14 protein-coding genes and 1 pseudogene are annotated in these 16,615 nt (G+C 42.8%); 10 read left to right on the top strand and 5 right to left on the bottom strand.

Annotated elements, in window-relative coordinates:
- Positions 1–117: 117 nt before the first annotated feature.
- Entirely contained in the window at positions 118–2,301 is a 2,184-nt protein-coding gene (glgB, locus tag P7F88_RS07010; RefSeq protein WP_277823149.1) for a 1,4-alpha-glucan branching protein GlgB, read from the top strand.
- Between the two features lie 135 nt (positions 2,302–2,436).
- Here the strand turns inward: glgB and P7F88_RS07005 are convergent, their stop codons facing one another.
- Both P7F88_RS07005 and P7F88_RS07000 read right to left on the bottom strand, forming a co-directional pair.
- On the bottom strand, positions 2,437–2,763 hold the full coding sequence (locus P7F88_RS07005) for an AzlD domain-containing protein (RefSeq protein ID WP_277823147.1): 327 nt from the start codon (positions 2,761–2,763) through the stop codon (positions 2,437–2,439).
- A 2-nt stretch (positions 2,764–2,765) separates the two neighbouring features.
- Positions 2,766–3,515, bottom strand: coding sequence for an AzlC family ABC transporter permease (locus P7F88_RS07000; RefSeq protein WP_277823145.1), 750 nt, complete (start codon positions 3,513–3,515; stop codon positions 2,766–2,768).
- A gap of 320 nt (positions 3,516–3,835) precedes the next feature.
- On the opposite strand from P7F88_RS07000, the gene P7F88_RS06995 reads away from it, so the two are divergent.
- The 3 genes from P7F88_RS06995 (at position 3,836) to P7F88_RS06985 (ending at position 6,235) form a co-directional block, all read left to right on the top strand.
- Positions 3,836–4,216: a RidA family protein gene (locus P7F88_RS06995; protein ID WP_277823143.1), complete on the top strand. Its 381-nt coding sequence runs from the start codon at positions 3,836–3,838 to the stop codon at positions 4,214–4,216.
- Between the two features lie 18 nt (positions 4,217–4,234).
- Complete coding sequence (locus P7F88_RS06990) at positions 4,235–5,509, top strand: L-cysteine desulfidase family protein (RefSeq protein ID WP_277823141.1); 1,275 nt, start codon at positions 4,235–4,237, stop codon at positions 5,507–5,509.
- 81 nt (positions 5,510–5,590) lie between these two features.
- On the top strand, positions 5,591–6,235 hold the full coding sequence (locus P7F88_RS06985; RefSeq protein ID WP_277823139.1) for a helix-turn-helix transcriptional regulator: 645 nt from the start codon (positions 5,591–5,593) through the stop codon (positions 6,233–6,235).
- Positions 6,236–6,266: 31 nt separating this feature from the next.
- On the opposite strand, the gene P7F88_RS06980 is transcribed toward P7F88_RS06985, so the two are convergent.
- Entirely contained in the window at positions 6,267–7,223 is a 957-nt protein-coding gene (locus tag P7F88_RS06980; protein ID WP_277823137.1) for an AEC family transporter, read from the bottom strand.
- Positions 7,224–7,414: 191 nt separating this feature from the next.
- Here P7F88_RS06980 and P7F88_RS06975 point away from each other — a divergent pair.
- Positions 7,415–8,259, top strand: a pseudogene (locus P7F88_RS06975) (alpha/beta hydrolase).
- A gap of 171 nt (positions 8,260–8,430) precedes the next feature.
- On the top strand, positions 8,431–9,972 hold the full coding sequence (locus P7F88_RS06970; protein WP_277823135.1) for a DUF3369 domain-containing protein: 1,542 nt from the start codon (positions 8,431–8,433) through the stop codon (positions 9,970–9,972).
- Between the two features lie 4 nt (positions 9,973–9,976).
- Here the strand turns inward: P7F88_RS06970 and P7F88_RS06965 are convergent, their stop codons facing one another.
- The gene (locus P7F88_RS06965) at positions 9,977–11,938 is read right to left on the bottom strand and encodes a PAS domain-containing sensor histidine kinase (protein WP_277823133.1); all 1,962 of its coding nucleotides are present in this window, start codon (positions 11,936–11,938) and stop codon (positions 9,977–9,979) included.
- 175 nt (positions 11,939–12,113) lie between these two features.
- Here P7F88_RS06965 and P7F88_RS06960 point away from each other — a divergent pair, with 175 nt between their 5' ends.
- Together P7F88_RS06960 and P7F88_RS06955 are read left to right on the top strand one after the other, a co-directional pair.
- Positions 12,114–12,497, top strand: a complete 384-nt coding sequence (locus P7F88_RS06960) for a type 2 periplasmic-binding domain-containing protein (protein ID WP_277823131.1) — start codon at positions 12,114–12,116, stop codon at positions 12,495–12,497.
- 83 nt (positions 12,498–12,580) lie between these two features.
- On the top strand, positions 12,581–12,919 hold the full coding sequence (locus P7F88_RS06955) for a hypothetical protein (RefSeq protein ID WP_422127581.1): 339 nt from the start codon (positions 12,581–12,583) through the stop codon (positions 12,917–12,919).
- A gap of 23 nt (positions 12,920–12,942) precedes the next feature.
- Here the strand turns inward: P7F88_RS06955 and P7F88_RS06950 are convergent, their stop codons facing one another.
- Positions 12,943–14,505, bottom strand: a complete 1,563-nt coding sequence (locus P7F88_RS06950; RefSeq protein WP_277823129.1) for a sensor histidine kinase — start codon at positions 14,503–14,505, stop codon at positions 12,943–12,945.
- A gap of 191 nt (positions 14,506–14,696) precedes the next feature.
- Between P7F88_RS06950 and P7F88_RS06945 the strand changes: the two genes are divergently transcribed.
- Together P7F88_RS06945 and P7F88_RS06940 are read left to right on the top strand one after the other, a co-directional pair.
- Positions 14,697–15,578: a helix-turn-helix domain-containing protein gene (locus tag P7F88_RS06945; RefSeq protein WP_277823127.1), complete on the top strand. Its 882-nt coding sequence runs from the start codon at positions 14,697–14,699 to the stop codon at positions 15,576–15,578.
- A 102-nt stretch (positions 15,579–15,680) separates the two neighbouring features.
- The gene (locus P7F88_RS06940) at positions 15,681–16,544 is read left to right on the top strand and encodes a nuclear transport factor 2 family protein (RefSeq protein ID WP_277823125.1); all 864 of its coding nucleotides are present in this window, start codon (positions 15,681–15,683) and stop codon (positions 16,542–16,544) included.
- Positions 16,545–16,615: the final 71 nt, after the last annotated feature.

Raw genomic sequence — 16,615 nt, 5'->3', positions numbered from 1 at the left:
AAACGCCCGCGCTAGCGGGCTTTTTTGCGTAAGGCATAAATAGATATACTCAAAGTATAAGACCCCCAATAAATGCCAATTTATATTTTTAAGTAAGATAGTTAAGGGAGACGGCAGTTGAATAATTCTAAAATCTCTAAAGAGACGAAGGCTTTTAACCAGTTAGCGCAGGCTGCTTTTCCGGAACCATTTTCCTTCTTAGGCCCTTATAATGATGAAGATAAGGTTGCTCTGAGAGTGTGGATGCCGGGGGCTGACAAGGTTGAATTAGTTGTAGGTGGTGAGCCTCGTGTAGAGCTTGAACGAGAATTTGATGGTGTATTTGTTCTTCGTGATGACCGGGACCTGAGGTTTACTCATTACAAACTAGCCGTTGACTGGGCTGGTACAGAACAGATAGTAGATGACCCATACCAGTACCACGGATTGTATGCATCTTATGAAGACCTGCATACGCCAGTGAACATGTTCCACCATATGGGGGCACAGTTTGTTACTCTGGAGCGCGATGGAGAGCAAGTTTCAGGTATCCGTTTCCTTGTGTACGCACCGCACGCTTCAGCAGTAAGCTTAATTGGTGAGTTTAACCACTGGGATGGCCGACGCACGCCAATGCAGCGTCTTGATTACGGTATCTGGGGTATTTTTATGCCAGATATGCCAGAAGGCACCTCATATAAATATGAGCTGAAAGGACCACATGGTGAAGGGCTTCCGCATAAAGCCGACCCATGGGGCTTCCATGCAGAACAATATCCATCATTTGCTTCTGTTACCTATGATCACGATCGTTACAATTGGAATGATGATGCGTGGCGTAACCGCCCGGTGACAACAAAGACCAAAGAAGCCCTTTCTTTCTATGAGCTTCACGCGGGTTCCTGGAAGCGAAATGAAGATGGCAGCTTTATGAGCTACCGTCAGATGGCGGAAGAGTTGGTGCCATACCTTAAGGATATGGGCTACACTCACGTTGAGCTAATGCCAGTATCTGAATATCCATTCTACGGTTCTTGGGGTTATCAGCCAGTAGGCCTGTTTGCACCGACCAGTCGTTTTGGTTCACCAGATGATTTCAAATTCTTCGTCGACGCGTGTCACGAAGTGGGTATTGGTGTTGTACTGGACTGGGTTCCGGCACACTTCCCGGCAGATAGCCACGGTCTGGCAAACTTCGACGGTACGCCACTGTTCCATGATCCGGATCCTCGTCGTGGCTGGCATCAGGACTGGAATTCGTTTATCTACAACGTTCACAAAGAAGAAGTTCGTCGATTCCTGGTTTCGAACGCGCTTTACTGGTTTGAACAGTTCCACATTGACGGTATCCGCGTGGATGCAGTGGCATCTATGCTTTATCTGGATTACTCACGTAGTCATGATCAGTGGATTCCAAACGTCGACGGTGGCCGTGAAAACTACGAAGCTATCGCCATGTTCAAGTGGATGAACGAAGAAGTATACCGTCACTTCCCGAACGCAATGACGATTGCAGAAGAATCAACGGCTTTCCCAGGTGTTTCTGCGCCAACCTTTATGGGTGGTCTGGGCTTTGGCTTTAAGTGGAACATGGGCTGGATGCACGACAGTCTTTCTTATATTCAGGAAGATCCTGTACACCGCAGCTATCATCACAACACTATCACTTTCCCGCTAATCTATGCGCACAGTGAAAACTACGTGCTTTCTCTGTCACATGATGAGGTGGTTTATGGTAAGCGTTCTATTCACGACAAGATGCCGGGTGATGAGTGGCAGCAAACTGCGAACCTAAGAGCATTCCTTGGTTACATGTATGGTCAGCCTGGTAAGAAGCTGAACTTTATGGGTACTGAGTTTGGTCAGACAAGCGAGTGGAACCATAATGAGCAGCTTGAATGGAACCTACTTGAATACAAACGCCACCAGGGTGTGCAGAGTCTGGTTCGTGATTTGAACTTCCTGTACCGTGATGAGCCAGCACTGTTCGATCAGGATTGCGAGCCTGCCGGATTTGAATGGCGCCTTTCGGATGCAGCAGAAGCAAGCATTCTTGCCCATGATCGTATCAGTGAAGATGGTGAGCGTATTCTTGTTGTCACTAACTTTACGCCGGTACCACACGAGAAATTCCGTTTGGGAGTCCCTGTAAAAGGTGAGTATAAGCTACTGCTAAATACTGACGATGAGAAGTACAACGGTAGTGAGTTTAATGTGTACAAAACACGTTCAACGCAGGATGTCGAAAGTGAAGGCCTTGAACAGTCTATTGAGCTGAAGTTGCCACCACTTTCAACGGTATTCTATAAGTTTGTTGGCTAAACGACTTTTAGCTTCGTACTTAAGTTAGCTTCGTACTAAAAAACCGATACCAGATGACTGGTATCGGTTTTTTTTTTGGATTTAGTATTGATGCCAGCGCAGAGTTCACGGACTACCGCGCACTCCTGAACAGGCTTATATACCTAAAACATTCTGGAATAGTATCAGTGAACCTACACCACTAATCACCACCCAGATAAGATCAAACTTAAGGCTTACTAAAGTACATACAATAGCAGCCAGAACTTTAGGGTTGTGTAGGTCAAACTCCATTTGTGGCCCTGCACCTAAAACTTCAACGGCTATGATCGCTGGTAATACGGTTACAGGAACAAAGCGCAGGGTTTTCTTGAAACGATCAGACATTTCAAATTTGCCTGCCATACCGATTACTGAAAAACGAACGATAAAGGTTGCAAATACCATTGCCAGAGTAATCAAAAGGAAACTAGTCGTATTCATAATTATGCTGCTCCGTATTGGCCGTCTACTAGGTGAGTGTTGGATTGTTCTTCTGCGCGTTTCGCTTCATCTGCCTCGGATGCTAAGTCCATACGATAGCCAGCAAATACACCAACTACAGCGGCAACGACAAGGCCAATAGAATACGGAAGTTCAGCAAGCAGGATACCAGTAAAGGTAGCAACAAGTGCTGCGACGATACATTCGCGACTTTTTACCTGAGGAATTACGATTGCGATAAATGCTGCAACCATAGCGAAATCCAGGCCGTAATCAGCGATGTGAGGGAAGGATGAACCAATCACCGCACCAAGGAAGTTCGCCAGTACCCAGTTAAACCAGAAACCGCCCATTACTCCCATGTAAAACCAGATACGTCCCTCTTTTTCCTGTTTCATTTCACCAATTGACGTAGCGTATACCTCATCGGTTAGGCCATATGCCATTAGGGCTCTGATATGAAATGGGTACTCTTTCACATATTCAGATAGTGACGCGCTATAGAGAAGGTGACGAAGGTTAATTATAAACGTAGTAAACATGATCACGATGATGCTTGCGGAGGACTGTATCAGGCCAAGTGCGACCATTTGAGAAGAGCCCGCGAAGACAAAAAAGGACCACAACGTACTTTGTAATACGTTCATGCCTGCGGTGATACTGATCGCCCCTACAATGAACGAAAAAGGAAAAGCACCGACGCAGAGGGGTAGGATAGCTTTAATCCCGGCTTGAAAAAGTTGCTTCTTCATAAATTATATTTCCAGAGAGAATGATTGCCAAAATTGCATAGAAAATTCAAATATAGTTGCAATAAATTCGTGGGAAAGGATATTTCGACAACAAAAAATTGCAATCTTATCTAGCACGATTAGCGCAAAATATAACCAGTTAATATTCGAGAAACATAGAATAATGGCGGCTATAGTGTTGATATCAAAAGATTTGTAATGATGAATTTTATTTTTGCAATGTTTGATTTTACAAATGAAAGTGCAAATAAAGTTGCAATAATTGAGTTTGCAGAACTAAAATAATTTTGAATTTTTTGCAGTATTGTTAGGAACGTATTATGAAAACAATTATCACTTCTGAAAAAGCGCCTGAAGCTATCGGCCCATACTCACACGGCAACGCTTACGGTGACTTCATTTTTACTTCAGGACAGCTACCAGTATGCCGCGAAAAAGGCGGTGTTGTTGAAGGTGGTATCAGTGAGCAATCTCGTCAATCGCTTCTTAATTTGCAATATGTATTGCAAGCAGCCGGTGGTGATATGGACACTGTATTGAAAACGACTTGCTACCTTTCTGATATCAGTGACTTTGCTGCTTTTAATGAAGTATACAAAGAGTTCTTCGAAAAAGATTGCCCTGCTCGCAGCTGTTTTGCTGTAAAAGACCTTCCACTTGGCGTGAAGATTGAAATCGAAGCTATCGCTTGTCGCAAGTAGTTACGGAGTAACATGATCATGAAAGCACAATGGAAGCAATATAAAGACATTATCAATGCGGTAGTAAAGCCAGCTCTTGGTTGTACTGAACCAATTTCTGCAGCGTTTGCTTCAGCAACAGCTGCGGAACTATTAGGTAAAACACCAGAGAAGATAGCGGTTCACGTATCTGACAACCTATACAAAAACTCAATGGGCGTGTTTGTACCGGGTACTGGCAAAATTGGTCTTCCAATCGCGGCCGCGGTTGGTGCGATTGGCGGTAACGCTCAGGCTGGCCTTGAAGTATTAGCTAAGATTACATCAGAAGATGTTGAAAAAGCACAAGCACTTATCGATGCTGGTAACGTTGTTGCATCACGTAAGGACGTAGAAGAGTTCATCTACTGCTACGTTGAAGTGGAAGCAGGAAGTGATAAGGCGACCGTTGAAGTTTGTGGTGGCCATACTCAGGTAGTTAAGAAGACACTTAATGGTGAAACAGTATTTGAACAAGAAGTAAGTGCAGCTCAGTCAACAGGCTCTATCTGTGACGGTGTTGATATTAGTATTGCTCAAATCTATGACTACGCAACTCAGGCTTCATTTGAAGAGATTGAGTTTATTCTAGAAGCTTCTGTACTGAACGATACGTTGTCTAAAGAAGGCCTAGAAAATAGCTATGGCTTAGAGGTTGGACGTACTATCGAGCAAAGCATAGCAAATGGCTTTATGGGTGAAGATCTGGTTAATAAGATCATCATGCGTACCTCTTCTGCTTCTGATGCTCGTATGGGTGGTGCGACACTTCCTGCGATGAGTAACTTTGGTAGCGGTAACCAGGGTATTGCAGCGACAATGCCTGTAGTTGTTACAGCAGAACACTTTAAAGCCTCTGAAGAGTTGCTTGCTCGTGCACTAATCATGAGCCACCTGGGTGCAATCTACATTAAATCTTACTACCCACCATTATCTGCTTTCTGTGGTAACACCGTAACCAGTGGTGCGGCAGCAATGGCAATGGTATACCTGGCTGGTGGTACATTTGAGCAAGCTTGCTTTGCGATTCAAAACGTACTAAGTGACTGTTCTGGTATGGTTTGTGACGGTGCAAAATCTACCTGTGCAATGAAGGTAAAAACTTCGACTAGCTCAGCAGTGAACGGATTCCTGATGGCGATGAGTAATAATGAAGCGCATGATCAGGGTATCGTTGCTCACGATGTAGAAAAAACAATCCGCAATGTAGGTAAATTAGTTACCACTGGTATGGGCGTTACAGACAGTACAATTATTGATATCATGTCTGCTTAATCAGTTGTAACAAAACCTGTTGTTGAGCCGCTCAGTGTTATGCTGAGCGGCTTAGTTTTTTATGTAACGAGGATGAATTGCGTGTTTGAATTAACGCAAAGTGACTATGATATTCTTCATGCCATTGAAAATGTTGTTGATGGTATCGCTGCTATGTATGGTGAACATACGGAAGTAGTGCTTCACAGCTTAGACGTCAATAACCCATCAATTCTTAAGATTGTTAACGGGCATATCACGGGTAGAGAAGTAGGTGCTCCGATAACAAACGTCGCATTAATGAAGCTCTATGTCGGAAAAGATATTTCGGAGCCATATTTTAGTACTAGCCCTGATGGAAAAAACCTTCGCTCCACAACGACTATCATTCGAAACCCAAATAAACAGCCAATAGGGCTGCTTTGTATCAATTCAAATTTAGACGCATCTTTCAAGTCAGTTGTGAGTGCATTGCTTCCCGGTGCAGAACAAGGCTCTGAACAAGCTGGGTCTCAAGAAACATTTGCACGCAGTAACGAGGAGATGATGAACAGCTCCATAGAAGCTGTTGGAGCACAGGTTCAGGAAGATAATACGATACCGCCATCAAAGAAGAGCCGCGAGATTGTTACCCGACTGCATGCTCTTGGCGTGTTTAAAATAAAGGATAGCATCCAGATTGCAGCGAATAGTCTGGATATCTCTACACATACTATTTATCGATATTTGCGAGAGCTAAAAGGGTAAAAGGCAAGGGGTTATGCCTATACCCTTTAATTTACATAAGTGAAAAGCTCGAGAGCAGGAATATACCGAATGTTGTCGATGCCAACGATAGAACCGTGGTTAATGCGATGATATTTGCTGCCAGTGTAGGACTTCCACCCATAGCCCTTGCCATGATATAGCTCGCTGCTGCTGTAGGTGCTGCACTCATAAAGAATATAATGCCCAACTCCAGGCCTCGATAACCTAAAAGAAGTGCCGCTGTAACGATAACTAATGGAGCGAACAGCAGCTTATAGCCTGTAGAAAGCCATGTAGCGCCTCCTTCGCTTTTCAAAGATTTCAGGTTCAACGATCCCCCTGTGCAAAGCAGTGCCAGTGGTAATGTCATGTTTGCAAAGTACTGACCTGCATCCAGGACGATAGCTGGCACAGGAATCGAAAGTGCATAAAACGAAATGCCAGCAAGTATCGCTAATATTAGCGGATTGCGGGTTATGCTCTTTATCATCACCTTGGTTACTTCTGTAACAGAGCTATCTCCTTTTGGAGTAAGAGCGATAACCGCGAGGATGTTGTAAAGAATAGTCATAGGTGCGACATAGATAGCCGCTACGGCTACCGCATCGTGACCATATGCGTTAGCAACGTAAGCCAGGCCAATGATTGCGGTATTGGCTCTATATGCACCCTGAACAACAACGCCCTTATCCTGTTTGTTCTTTAGGAACTTACCCACCGTCAATGATGTGAGAATGAAAAACAGAATGTTGGCAATAATACCAAATAGGGTAAAGTTGGCAGCACTGGCAAAGTCGTGCTCTGAATTAACGATACTTAAGAACAAAAGCGCGGGTAGGGTGACCTGAAAAACGAGCTTAGAGGCGACATCGATAAAATTTTCATTGATTAGACCAACGCGCTTAAATACAACACCTAAAACGAGCATGAGACAGATCGGCCCGGTTATAGAAAGCGAAAATGCAAGTTGTTCCAGCAGGTGTGCCATTGTTTCCCCTAATAAATAATACAAATATACTCAGTGACCTCAAGATACAGTATTCAGAGCGACATCAGAAGCGTTAGTTCAAGGAAATAATGAGCCACTCAGAGTAAATACTCTAATGTTGCATATATGTAATAATTTGGCATTATGTACAGGGATAAGATTTATAAACTAAATAAAGTTGGCACATATCGATGAGCGAGAAGATATATTTTAATAAATCGGGAAAAAATAGTATTAAAAAACAACTAATTAATATCTCTACCCGATTACATCATACCGTGGCGCCCAGGCATGCTAAAAAACAGCAAAAAAACTGTTTTTGACTCCAGTCAGAACGCCAAAAGCCAACGACGAGCCAATTGGGCTTTCAAAATACGATCTGGAGACCAGCGAAGGAGCAATTAAGATGTACTCATTGGGGGCCGGGCCTGTTTGGGTACTGAATCATGGTTGGTCTGGCTCGGCCAGTCAGTTTTACCCATTGATGGAGTTTATTTCCTCTAATGGTTATACCGCAGTAGCTTATGATCAGCCTGGACATGGGGAAAGTGAAGGTGCTTTCGGTCATATACCCGCTTTTGTCCGCTGTCTGGAAACCGTACTGGATAGCCTGGATGATATAGCCGGAGTTGTAGCACATAGTATGGGGACAGCGGCAACACTTGAATGTCGTCATGCAAAAATCGCTGACTGCCCAATACTCCTGGTGGCTCCTGTACTTGATTATCTGGATAACCTATTTGGCAGCGTGGCGCGTTCGGGGTACTCGATGAAATTATTTCAGGAAGTTGTTGATGACGTTGCGCAGCAATATCATTATCCGATACACATCATCGACCCATACCAGCACCTCATGAACAGAACTTCCCAGACTTATATTGTTCATGACGAGAAAGATAGATTTACTAAATATTCAGTATCAGAAAAAGCAGCAACTGAAAGCGATTATGTCACGTTAATAACGGCTCATGGAAAAGGTCATGGTCGTGTTATGAAAAGCACAGAAGTCATGGAGGCGTTTAAGCAATTAATTTAATTTATCTTTTATCTGGGGCTAATTTATTATTGATTGCTAACATATGTCTCACTTCTTAGTGAAGCTTGTTTGAAGTACAAGAATTTTCTTGAATTTTTCCCAAAATAGGGCGTTACTATTAGTATCAAACGGTAATACTTACTAACACAAAACTGTAGTTGTGAGGTGAAAATGGAGTTGTTTGCCGACCATCGTGAACAAAATAACAATAACGAAGAAAATCAACCGAGAGTTCAGTTAAAACCATGGCGAGTTTTGCTGGTTGATGATGACGTGCAGATGCATCAGATTACCAAGTTGGCGTTAAATGGCTTTATATTTCAGGATCGAAAACTTGAACTTATCTCTGCATATACAGGTATTGAAGCAAAAGAAATTTTAGATAATTCAGATGACATCGCGGTAGCACTTATCGATGTAGTGATGGAAACTGAACACGCGGGCCTCGATTTAGTTAAGTATATTCGTACGGAGCTACAGAACCATATGACACGTCTGGTGTTAAGAACCGGACAGGCAGGGCAGGCCCCTGAAGATATGGTTATTCAGGAGTACGAAATTGATGATTATAAAGAGAAAACCGAGCTAACCACTCAGAAATTAAGAACGCTGCTTTACTCTATGCTTCGTTCGTATCGTGACCTTTGTATCATAGAAGAACAAAAGGAGGGGCTAAGTAAGGTTATTGAAGCCTCGGCCAATGTTCAAAACACCAATACCCTAAAAACCTACGCTTCTTCAGTGCTTAATCAACTGACTTCTTTGCTAAATCTTGAAGCGTCGGCCTTCTACTGTGTGGTTCAGCCATGTCCCGACAGTGAGGATACTCGTGCGTTAACATTGGCGGCAACAGGCGACTATGTGAACTTCTACCCGGTATGCTCATTTGATTTATTACCCGATATGGTTGCTACACGTTGCACTGAAGTACTCCATGCACATGACTCTATCCAGTACGAAGACGCTTATGTGCTTTTCTCTGAAGATGAGCGAAGGGTGATTAGTATTCTGTATGTAAACCTTAAAGAGCAGCTATCTGATCTGGATAGACAACTGCTCAAGATCTACATGCATAACATTGCCCTTACTTTTGAGAACCTCAACCTGTTAGTTGACCTGCAAGATACGTCTAAAGAGTTAGTATACAACCTGGCGAATGCAGTGGAGGCAAGGAGTAAGGAAACCGGCGCTCATGTACAACGTGTATCGATGATTTCGGAAAAACTGGCTAAGCTTTATGGTTTGGACGAACAGGACACATTAATGATCAAGCATGCATCACCGCTGCATGATATTGGTAAAGTGGCTATTCCAGATAGCATTCTTCATAAACCAGGTAAACTGGATGCAGAAGAGTGGGAAACCATGAAGAAGCACGTTGATTATGGAGTCGAGATTCTTAGCAAATCGAAGCGAAGGTTGATTGTCGTTGCACGTGAGATAGCGGGATATCACCATGAGAAATGGGATGGTACAGGGTATCCGAATCAACTTAGTGGAGAAGATATCCCTATTTCTGGGCGAATCACGGCGCTTGCAGATGTTTTCGATGCTTTGGGCTCTAAACGAAGCTATAAAGAGCCATGGTCAGATGAAGATATCATGAAAGAAATAAAGGCGTTGAGTGGAAAGCACTTTGAGCCGAAGCTTGTTGAGCTTATGGTAGAGCGCTGGGATGAATTTATCTCCATCCGGGATATGTACCCCGATTGATTGTTTAATTTCCCGTATTTATTTCTTCTACAATACCACTCTCTAACGAGAGTGGTAAATTTTGTGGGATAGAAAATATAAAATGAACACCAGCTCCAGGCTCCGAATCAAACTCTAGATTTCCCTTTAACTTCTGGTGAACTAAATTAAACACTAGATTCAAACCAAGTCCGGAACCACCTAAACCTCTTTTAGTGGTGAAGAAGGGCTCGAATATCTTCTGATGGTAGGAGCGGTCTACACCACAGCCGTTATCGTGATATTCAAACACTATTAGATCATCTTTCTGTTCAAACTTAATACTAATCTCTGGGCTTTCCTGGTTTTCAAAAGCATGGTTAACACTGTTAAGAACCAGATTCGATACGACTTGTGTGAGCACGCCTGGCAGGCTGTTCATAGTTATATCTTTGCCACCTTCGATTGTCGGCTCTACAGGAACTTTACGTGTACGAGAATGTAAACTTGCCAGTAGGGAGTCCAGTACGTTGTAAACCAGGAACTGGCTACGACTCTCTGAGACCTGATCAACGGCTGTCTGCTTAAAGTCTTTGACCAATTTGGCTGCTCGATTAAGGTTATCTTCGAGCATCACATTCGTATCGTTCATTCGTGACATAAGTTCCTGGAACTGAGTACTGGTCAAGGTTTGTGAGTCAAAAGAATGGGTTAACTCGGCTGATATCTCTTTTATAATTGATGCCGCAGTTACCGATATACCAAGTGGTGTATTTACTTCGTGCGCAACACCGGAAACCAATCCCCCTAACGCAGCTAATTTCTCTGACTCAATCAGTTTTTCCTGAGTTTGTTTCAGGTTGTTCATGCTGGCGCGAAGGTCTTTTGTTCGCTCTTCTACCTTTTTCTCCAGAGTTTCGTTTAACTCTTCAAGTTCGATAAGTGCCTGCTGCAGAACGGTAATATCGATGGCGGTTCCTCGGAAACCAAGGAAGTGCCCATCGTCGTAGTTAGCGATGGCCTGTAGTAACAGGTAATGTGTTTGTCCGTTGATTTCCACTTTTTCCTGGCAGAATTCAAACGATTGTCGATTATCAATCGAGGAAAGAAACTTAGGTGCCGTTTCGAAGATATCGAGATCTTTAATGTTGATAAGCTTAGTAGCATCAAGACCAAGGTGTTTTTCCATCTCAGCGGAGACATAGATTAGCCGGTTATCGGAATTGGTTTCCCATAACCAGTCAGACGAAACGTTAGCGAAGTCTGTAAACCTTTCCTGTTCGTATTTTATGTTGTTGTAGAGAGTGGTCAGGCGGTTAGTAATTCGGTTGGTTTCATCCCCTAACCACTGGACTTCATCTTCCCGTGACATAAAAATTCGGCGATATCTAAGTTTTAGAGGCTTCCTTGGGTGGCGAGGGTTATAGTTTCTAAGATGCCGGGCGATAGCGAATATACGTTTGTTGATACTTTCATTTACCACAAACAGGATAACCAGGCAGACAATCATGGTCTTTATACCATTTATAATAAGAGTGACTGCAAACTGCCAAATCAGGTAATCATAGATTTCCTGAGCATCGGAATGAACATACAGTGTTCCAAGATATTCGGCTTTAGAGCTCGGTGTTTTTCGGTAGACGACGGGATATCCGTCGATAACGCGATTTACTGGTACGGCTGTCCCGGCTTTGAAATGATCGTGTGCTGATTTGATTTCCAGGTAATCGATTCTTGGTAAGTTAACCAGGCCTTCCAGACGTTGTTGTACCAGTTTTAAGTCGAACTCCCATAGTGAAGCGGCAAGAAGAGGTACATGAACCATTTGAATCTCTTTGTGTCTTGCCTCTACCTCGTTAAACTCACGCGTATAATCCCATGACAACTGAAGTATGGTGGAAGATAAAGTAACGGTACTACTGATAAGAACCATTATTAAAATGATTCGTTTACCAACACCACTAAATATTGGACTCTTTATACTCTCTTCAAGCTCTTTATTCTTCATTTCCAATCCTTTGCGTGAGCATACATTTATCTTAGAGTGTTTATTAAGAAATGAAAACGTTAGGTGTAATAAAAAGTGCTCGCGCTAAAGTATCTTGAGGTCACGAGTATATTTACTTGCCAATTACGTGAAGCATCTATAATTAAAATGTCGCGTATGTGATCCGGGGTAAGCCATGAATCGGGTGTTTCTGACTCACAATATTAAGTCTCTACTTCTTATACTGTCTTTTATTTCTTTTCAATTGTCTCCTTTCCCCGCAAAAGCAGATGGAATTGTGCACCTCACGGTAGGAGAGTGGCCACCATACACCTCTCAGCATAGCCCGTTTGGTGGGTTTGCAACGCATGTTGTTACAGAGGCATTTAGCGCGGCTGGGTTGGATGTTGAGTATCGATACCTGCCTTGGGCGAGGGCAGGGGAGTATGCTAAAAGGGGAAAAGACACACACGGAGGTGAATGGCATGGTTCTGTTGGCTGGGCATACACCGAAGAGCGAGGAAAGCACTATGACTATAGTGACTCTTTAGGTAAGAGTCAGCAGGTCCTTTTTATCTGAAATCCCGCCCTCTAGTATGGCAGGAGTTAAATGATCTGAAAGGAAAGACGATAGGTGTAAACCTGGTTAATCCCTATTCGCGTTTGGCGAAAGCAGCAGAAGACGGACTTATCTACTTAGAGTCTGGTGGGAACTATGATGTGTTATTAACAAAACTTCTTTACAGGCAGTTGGATGCCATTTCTATGACCAAAGCGGTAGGTCTTCATTATCTGGAAAGTAATTACTCGGAAGAAGAGAAATCCCGTATCGGATATTCACCTGTGCCTCTTTCAACTCGAGACTTTTACCTGATTTTTTCAAAGCAGATTGAAAGTAATAAAGCTCTGAGAGAGAAGTTCAATCAGGGACTAAACACCATCAGGAATAATGGTATATATGATCTTATATACCAGAACTTGCTGGATGGAAAATATGATTAAGTTAACCATTTCTATGGTGAACTCTAATCATTTTGTTCAAGTTCTTTTGGTAACGTGAATACAAAGTGTACCCCTTGATTTAGGCTTGAGGTAAAGCTCATTTCACCGTTTAATCTTTCGCGGATCAAAGTTTGCACAAGATTCAGCCCGAGCCCGTTTTTACCGGTTCGTTTACTACTTGAATAGAATGGTTCAAATATCTTCTCGTGTAAGGACTCAGGGATGCCGCAACCATTATCCCGATATTCCAGAATGATGTTTTTTCCGGATTCTTCAAATGAAATCTCTATCTCAGGTTCAGGCTGATCGTAAAAGGCGTGCTGGACACTGTTTACAATCAGGTTCGACAAAACCTGGGTAACGCTACCCGGTAAGCTATTCATCATTAACTCTTCATTTCCGGTAAGAAGAGGAACAACAGGAACCTTGCGTGTTTCTGGGTACATACTCGAAAGCAAAGCTTTGAGTATTTCTTTAATATTAAAGGAGCAGCAGGTATTCGATACCTGATCGATTGCAGTCAGCCTGAAGTCATGTATGAGGCGTGTGCCTTTGTTAAGGTTCTCTGCAAGCATATCGGAGCTTATAGTTAGCCTTTCTACCAACTCTTCAAACTGTTGACTGGTTAAGGTCTGGTTATTAAATGATTCTTTTAATTCATCGCGTATATCCTGAATAACGGAAGTTGCTGTGATAGATATTCCTAAAGGCGTATTCATTTCGTGCGCAACACCTGCTACGAGCCCTCCTAATGTCGCCAGTTTTTCCGATTCAACAAGGTGTTTGTTTTGAGTTTCGTTTTTGTAAATGAGTTCTTTCAGGCTTTCGCGCATAGAAAGAAGATCGCGACCTAACTGGTCGATTTCACTGTTGCCAGTAGTGTCTAAGTCAGCTAATAGATCGCCCTTAGCGACCTGTTTAGAGAAACGTGAAAGCTTGTTTAGTTGTAGGTTGATACTTGAGAGCAGCGCTGAACTAAAAAACAAAAACAGTACGATAGTGACTAAAGCTAGAATACTAATGATTAACATGCCATTACGAGAAGTACTTTTCGTATCCTCGTAGAACTGATTAAGTTTGGTATCGGCAAACATCTGGATCTCATTCACCACTTTGCTAAGGCGTTGAATATGCACTTCGCCCTCTGTTGTTGTTACTTCATAGGCGAGATCTGAACGATTTAGCGAGCGATAATTAAAAACTTTTTTACGAATGGGCTCCCAGTCCAAAAAAAGCTGACGCAACTTTACTATTTCGGTTTTATCACCCAGATAGCGTTCTTTTAGGATATCGAAATAACTAAGCGTATCTCTGTGAAGGTGGCTGATTGCTTTTTGAGCTTCTGATATGTCTTTGTTGAGAGCTATATCCTTCATCTCACGGTTTATTAGCTCAATATTCAGGGCAATTTCGCTCACCGCATGATAGACGGTGACAGGGTGGTCGTAGATGTCTTCGACCAGATTGCTCATTTTACTGTACTGGATCAAGCTAATGATTAGCGATGCGAGTATGCATGTAATCGATAATGAGATGATTATCGCTAAACGAGCTTTAACGGAAATCTTCCGAAATATATTTATCATTAAGATGCTTGGTTAAAATTCAGGAGAACATACAATTTAGCGTAGCCTATTAATTTCGATATTGACGTAATCAACATCGAAATTTAAACAATAAATTCAATGTAACCTTCTGAATTATATATTTCTTGAATATGCAAGCTTATCCCGACTAAACTGACTTATCTATAAACAATACGTATGAGTATGCTGATATGCAGGTTCCTCAGGTCGACTTTAACAATAGAAAAAACGAACAAGCGCAGTTTGAAATCGTTGACCTGGAAGAGCTTGCCAGAAGAGCGCCCTCCTTACCTCATTCTCCGGATCAGGCACATAGAGTTAGCTTTTTTGCGGTTCTCTATGTAGCGGAAGGGTGCGGGAGTCACATGATAGATTTTATCGACTATCCGTTTGAAAGTGGCTCTGTGCTTTTCATTCAGAGAGAGCAGGTCCATGCCTATGACTTTTCGGGTAAACCGAAAGGAAAGGTTTTACTTTTTACTCAAGCATTTCTGGATCAATTACATTCAAATATGCGTTTGCCTAATTACACACCGACACATTTAGATTTTCAGTATCAGCCGGTGATAAATCTAACTCGTGACGTTCAGCAGTGTGTTAGTAATCTACTTTCCGAGCTACTCAGGGAAACAAGCCGTGTTGATAACGATCCTTTGATTATTATGTATTTGTTCTCGGCGTTATCTTTAACCCTGCATCGGGAGCGGCCTGAATCAAGGCAGGATAAAATGTCCAAAGAGCAGAACCAGCGCTTTGCGCGTTTTTTCGCTCTTTTGCAAACGCACTACACTTCTATAAGAGACGCGAACTGGTATGCAAATCAAGCGCACACGACCTACAAAACCCTCAATCAGGATTGTAAACTTGCCACCAACCTTACTGCCAAGCAGTTAATCGATGCTTACACCACGCTTGAGATCAAAAGACGTCTGGTGTTGCGTGATAACTCGGTACAGCAGATGGCTTATGGCATGGGGTTTGACGATGCAAGTAATTTCGTAAAATATTTTAAAAAGCAAACCGGAAGTACTCCGACTCAGTTCCAGAAGAAGTATTTTGACCCTTATCTATAGGTTTATGTCGGTTCGATATTTACCATTTTTCCGCCTCGAATGACCTGCCGTCATTGTTGGGATGATTTTAAGATACCCCCATCCCAACAAGAGGAACGAACAATGAAACTATCTACCATTTTCACACGTACACTTTTAGCTGCTGGCATCCTGACGACCGCGGCTTGTTCGACAGCCACTGATGAAGCAAGCGCTGTTTCTAACAAAGAGAAGGCAGTAGCACTTATCTCCAGCATTGAAACTGGCGATCCAGCACCAGTCGCATACGTAAATCCGGAAAAATACATTCAGCATAACCTTGCGGTAGGTGATGGCCTTGCTGGTTTTGGTGAAGTAATGCAAGCCCTACCCAAAGGCAGTGCAAAAGCAAAAGTACTACGTGCTCTGGAAGATGAGGAGTATGTAGTGCTGCATACAAAATATAACTTCTTCGGTCCGAAGGTAGGCTTTGATGTTTTCCGTTTTGAAGACGGCCTGATCGTTGAGCATTGGGATAATCTTCAGGAAATTGCTCCGGCCAATCCAAGTGGCCGAACTCAGTTTGATGGTCCGACAGAGATTAAAGATCTGGATAAAACAGCAGAGAACAAAGCGCTGGTTGCTGATTTCGTAAGTACCATCCTGATGAAAGGTCAGATGGATCAGATTGGTAAGTTTATTGGTCCAAATGATGAAGATTACCTGCAGCACAATCCAGGTATCGCAGATGGTTTAAGTGGTCTTGGTGCTGCGTTTGCTGCAATGGCTGAAAAAGGTCTTTCTATGATCTATACCGCCAACCATAAAGTGCTAGGTGAAGGGAACTTTGTTGTATCCATCAGCGAAGGTGAGTTTTTGGGGCAGCATGTAGCGTTTTACGATATGTTCCGCGTTGAAGGTGGCATGATTGTTGAGCACTGGGATGCGATTCAGGAAATTCCAGCTAAAAGCGAGTGGAAGAATCAGAACGGTAAGTTTGGTTTCTAATAGTCTGGCTATGGCTTCTTCATCTTGAGGTCACTTGAAAATGTGCTTATCATGAATACGTTTTGTATATC

Source organism: Vibrio hannami, assembly GCF_029589055.1.
GTDB lineage: Bacteria > Pseudomonadota > Gammaproteobacteria > Enterobacterales > Vibrionaceae > Vibrio > Vibrio hannami.
Note: the sequence above shows the minus strand (reverse complement) of the source record. Positions and strands in the feature narration are given on the sequence as shown.